The 4,573-nt window shown below is 38.6% G+C and carries 3 protein-coding genes and 1 pseudogene; 2 read left to right on the top strand and 2 right to left on the bottom strand.

What is annotated here, in order from left to right; genetic code table 11:
• Window positions 1-318 (top strand): annotated as a pseudogene (locus tag AACS98_RS14615) (hypothetical protein); the annotation flags it as partial.
• Window positions 319-644: 326 nt separating this feature from the next.
• Here AACS98_RS14615 and AACS98_RS14610 read toward each other — a convergent pair.
• Both AACS98_RS14610 and AACS98_RS14605 read right to left on the bottom strand, forming a co-directional pair.
• A complete protein-coding gene (locus AACS98_RS14610; protein WP_066381067.1) occupies window positions 645-1,016 on the bottom strand; it encodes a HetP family heterocyst commitment protein in 372 nt (123 codons plus the stop codon).
• A 133-nt stretch (window positions 1,017-1,149) separates the two neighbouring features.
• Window positions 1,150-1,449, bottom strand: a complete 300-nt coding sequence (locus AACS98_RS14605) for a hypothetical protein (protein WP_066381065.1) — start codon at window positions 1,447-1,449, stop codon at window positions 1,150-1,152.
• Between the two features lie 711 nt (window positions 1,450-2,160).
• Here AACS98_RS14605 and AACS98_RS14600 point away from each other — a divergent pair.
• A partial coding sequence (locus tag AACS98_RS14600; RefSeq protein WP_066424920.1) for a sucrose synthase occupies window positions 2,161-4,573 on the top strand: 2,413 nt, incomplete at its 3' end.

Genomic DNA, 4,573 nt, shown 5'->3' with positions numbered 1-4,573 from the left:
CCCGCACCCATCCCCACACCAGCCGCAACTGCTAAACCTCCAGCAGTACCGCAAGTCAATAAAAATCAACCCACACCCGCACCCACACCCACACCAGCCGCAACTGCTAAACCATCTTTAAGAACAACACCAACAACAACTGTTCAACCATCTGCAAAACCAACGCCAACAACCAGCGCAAAACCATCATCTGAATCTACAACCGACAAAGATCAGTTATCTTCTTCACTAGAATCTAGTCAAGAACTCATACGCAAACTACAAGATTTGCGTGAAAATAGACAGCAACCGCAAAGCTCTAATTCTCCAAACAACTAATCATCAAAATTAAAGATAAAATGATGATGGGATAGATGCCCGACTTCTTTGAGAAGTCGGGTATCTGGGTATGACGTTTTTTTAAGTTGAGCTACTGATCAGTTATATTAATTATCTGCCAATTCGGGGTTAGATACTAGGAAATTTGTCAGGATTCAGGAGTCAAAATTCAGGATTCAGAATAGTTCAAATGCTCATATTTGATGAATAAGATAATATTCCTAAACCCTGATTCATTCTGACTTCTGACTCCTGGGTGCTGAATTCTTACGGAAATTTCTCCAAATCCCACCCCAAATTTTTCTAACTTGTGAAAGTAATATACTCTAGCTTTGCTGCCGATAAAGTTCTGCTATCTTTGGCTCTAAACTTCTCGACGAATTTCTAACTTGATGTTTTACCTGTTGGCTAGAATTGTTGTGATGAGAATTAGCAGCTTGTGATGAGGATTTGAGATTCTCTGGATTGTCACTATTAGCAGATACAGTTACATTGGGAACTTGACGATTTTCTTTCATTAAACGGCTATAGGTTCTCTGGGGAATAAAATGAAGAGGATTGTAACCAACAAAACGTAAAATTAAGACACAAGCCCAAGAATATCTACCATCAGTAATGGCTGCAATTATCTGATTCAATTGCTCAATAGTAATTGCATTTTGAAAACTTTGCTGAGAAGAATGAAACTGGTGGTTCATAGTCATCTCGAATGTAATTTATCTAAATTGAGATTTAGTAACTAATTTCTTTGATCAAACTACAGCATCTACAGGCGCAATGGTAAACTGGCAATAGTGCGCCTTGTGCTATTAAAGCTTTCAGCCTTTGTCATCACTGCTTTTGAGCCGTAGCACCTGCTGTTAATTGTGAGCGCAGCGTTTGGCTGATATTAGCTCTTTCTTGACTTTGTGCGATCGCTACTTGATGAGTGTGAATTTTAGGGCAATTTTCCGCAATTATCCCCTCTAGAGGTTTGATATCTGCGTAATTGATTGCTAAACGGGTTTTAGCTTTCTCTGTATATGTACCCGGCTCGAAAATTGCAAAACTAGCAAAGCCAACCTCTATATTAGAGGCTATGTCTGAATAGTTTTGAAGATGCTGAAATAGAGTTTGAAATTGTAGTTTCATGGAAGCTGAAAATTTTGAATTCGCTGTTTACAATTAACCTGACAAGCGAGATATTCAGTTTTAGCTCCAATGATTTTGTTTTTTAAATCGATAACTAACTAACTTGCAATTGCCCAACTAGAAAAATCTTAAGTTTGTGAATCTTTTTTTAAGCAAACACTGCCTTGGTTTACAACAATTTATAACAGGTAATCCAGTTAATGCAGAGTTTAGTTAAATATATAATAATTCTGCAATATGAATTATTTTAATTTCGTGTTTTAATTGATTATTTACTTAATAGAAACTTTATGTTCTGACAGGAATAATTTTGAGGTTTAGCGTCTAAAATCTGGTATCTCATAAGCTTTTTTCAACTTGATATAAATTTTTGAAATAAGAAAATTCTTTATAAAACAGTTGCTTAAATTACAGAATACAATTTTTTGACAAAAATATCAGCCAAATTGGCATTTTTTGCATGAGGAAGCAGAAGCAGGAGAGGCAGAGGAGGCAAGGGAGTAGAGGAAGAAAATCCTATACCTAGCCCCCAATACCCAATACCCAATCCCCCATACCATCACTTCATCCCCAAGCTAGAAGTCAATGGAACAAAGATTATCTACCATACAGAGGTTAAAGGGAATGCACCTCTAAAGCAGCATTGCACAAATTAAATGAGTGAGGAGAGAACAATGAGGTCATGACCTGACTAAAGTTCTGAGATTCGCCATGCGGGAACTACATCAAACTATTTTGACTGACAACGAAGAGAAAACGGCTCTGCGTCAGTTTATGTTTGCATTAAAAGCTAATGGTAAATGTTACTTGCTCAGTAACGAGATTTTACAAGCTTTTTCTCAATATTGTCACCAAACGCAAAAACCTACATATTTTTATCACTCTTCGGCACTGAGTAAATTACTGCACCGCACCCACGAAATAATTCTGGAGGAGGAGAGTACATGGTTTGTAGTGCGTGCGAAAATTGCTAGCCAAGAAGTTTGGCGAGTGACATCAGAGTTTACCCAGTTTGAATTGATGTCACCTCAAGCGTTTTTGGATGTGAGCGATCGCCTAGTCAATGCCTATCAACCTAACATCCTAGAAATTGACTTAAGCCCATTTTACAAAGCATCCCCCAGTATCAGCGATCCCCGCAACATCGGTCAAGGGTTAGCCTTCCTCAACCATTTTCTATGCAATCAACTAGAGAATGATCCCCAATATTGGTTTGAGAGATTATATTTAGCCTTACAAGCACTACAACACGATGGAATGCGCCTACTACTAAATGATCGCATTTCTTCCGGTACTCAGTTAGCCAAACAAGTCCAGCAAGCAATCAAATTTCTGCATCAGCGTCACCCTGACGAACCTTACGCCAAATTTCGCTTTGACTTACAAGAACTCGGTTTTGAACCAGGTTGGGGTAACACCGCCCACCGCATCCTCGAAACTCTAGAACTTCTAGAACATCTGATTGATAGCCCCCAACCCGCCATCCTGGAAGCATTTGTCTCTCGTGTTCCCGCTATCTTTCGTGTCGTCTTGGTTTCTATTCACGGTTGGGTAGCACAAGAAGGTGTCTTGGGGCGTGATGAAACCCTAGGGCAAGTAATTTATGTCTTGGAACAAGCACGCAATTTAGAAAACAAATTACAGGAAGATATTAAACTAGCAGGGCTTGATTTACTTAATATTCAACCTCATGTCATTATCCTCACCCGCCTCATTCCTAACTGCGAAGGCACATTCTGTAACCTGCGTGTGGAAAAAGTAAATGGTACAGAAAACGCCTGGATTTTGCGTGTTCCCTTTGGTCAATTTAATCCAGAAATTACCGATAATTGGATATCTAAATTTGATATTTGGCCTTATCTAGAATCATTTGCCCTAGACGCAGAAACAGAATTACTAGCACAATTTCACGGCAAACCAAATTTAATTGTAGGTAACTACAGCGATGGTAACTTAGTCGCCTTTCTGCTTTCCCGTCGTCTCAAAGTTATCCATTGTAACATTGCCCACTCTTTAGAAAAACCAAAATATCTCTTTAGTAACTTGCATTGGCAAGAATTAGAGGAACAGTATCACTTTTCGGCACAATTTACCGCCGACTTGATTAGCATGAATGCGGCTGATTTTATTATCACCTCTTCCTATCAAGAAATTGTTGGTACACCCGAATCTATAGGACAATACGAATCTTACAAATGCTTTACCATGCCGAATTTATATCATGTGGTAGATGGCATTGATTTATTTAGTCCAAAATTTAACTTAGTACCGCCGGGAGTTAATGAAAGTATCTTCTTTTCCTGTAGACAAACCCAAGACAGAGACCCCAACCTACGTCAACAAGTCTACGACCTACTATTTAACCACGAAGATACTAACATTTTGGGTTATTTAGAAAATCCCAATAAAAGACCAATATTTGCAGTTGCTCCTATTACTTCCATTAAAAATCTTGCTGGTTTAGCGGAATGCTTTGCTAAAAGTCCAGCTTTACAAGAGCATTGCAATCTGATTTTATTAACCAGTAAGCTGCATATTTCTGAGCATACCAACCCAGAAGAAGCCGGAGAAATTCACAAACTGCATGACCTAATTAATCAGTATGGACTCCACAACAAAATACGTTGGTTAGGGATACGCCTAAACAACCGTGAAGTTGGCGAAGCTTACCGAGTAGTGGCAGATTGTCGCGGAATTTATGTCCATTTTGCTCGGTTTGAAGCCTTGGGACGCAGCATTTTAGAAGCGATGATTTCCGGTTTACCTACTTTTGCAACTAAATTTGGTGGCTCTTTAGAAGTTATTGAAGACCACGAAAATGGATTTAATATTAATCCGACAGATTTAGAAGGTACTGCCCATAAAATTGTGGCATTCCTAGAAAAATGTGATGCACATCCCGAACATTGGGATAAAGTTTCTGAATGGATGAATCAGCGAATTCATAATAAGTATAACTGGCATTCCCATACTAATAATTTATTGTCTCTTGCTAAAATTTTTAGTTTTTGGAATTTTGTCATGCCAGAAAATAATGAAGCTAGGGATCGCTATATGGAGGCTTTGTTTCATCTTCTTTATAAACCCAGAGCCGAAAAGATTTTAGCCAAACAGATGCAGAGAT

Source organism: Anabaena sp. CA = ATCC 33047 (assembly GCF_963870205.1).
Classification (GTDB): Bacteria; Cyanobacteriota; Cyanobacteriia; order Cyanobacteriales; family Nostocaceae; genus Trichormus.
Note: the sequence above shows the minus strand (reverse complement) of the source record. Positions and strands in the feature narration are given on the sequence as shown.

Bases quoted from the DNA above. Each gene is read 5' to 3' on its own strand.
- AACS98_RS14610 (WP_066381067.1), bottom strand. From the start codon at position 1,016: ATGAACCACCAGTTTCATTCTTCTCAGCAAAGTTTTCAAAATGCAATT.
- AACS98_RS14605 (WP_066381065.1), bottom strand. From the start codon at position 1,449: ATGAAACTACAATTTCAAACTCTATTTCAGCATCTTCAAAACTATTCA.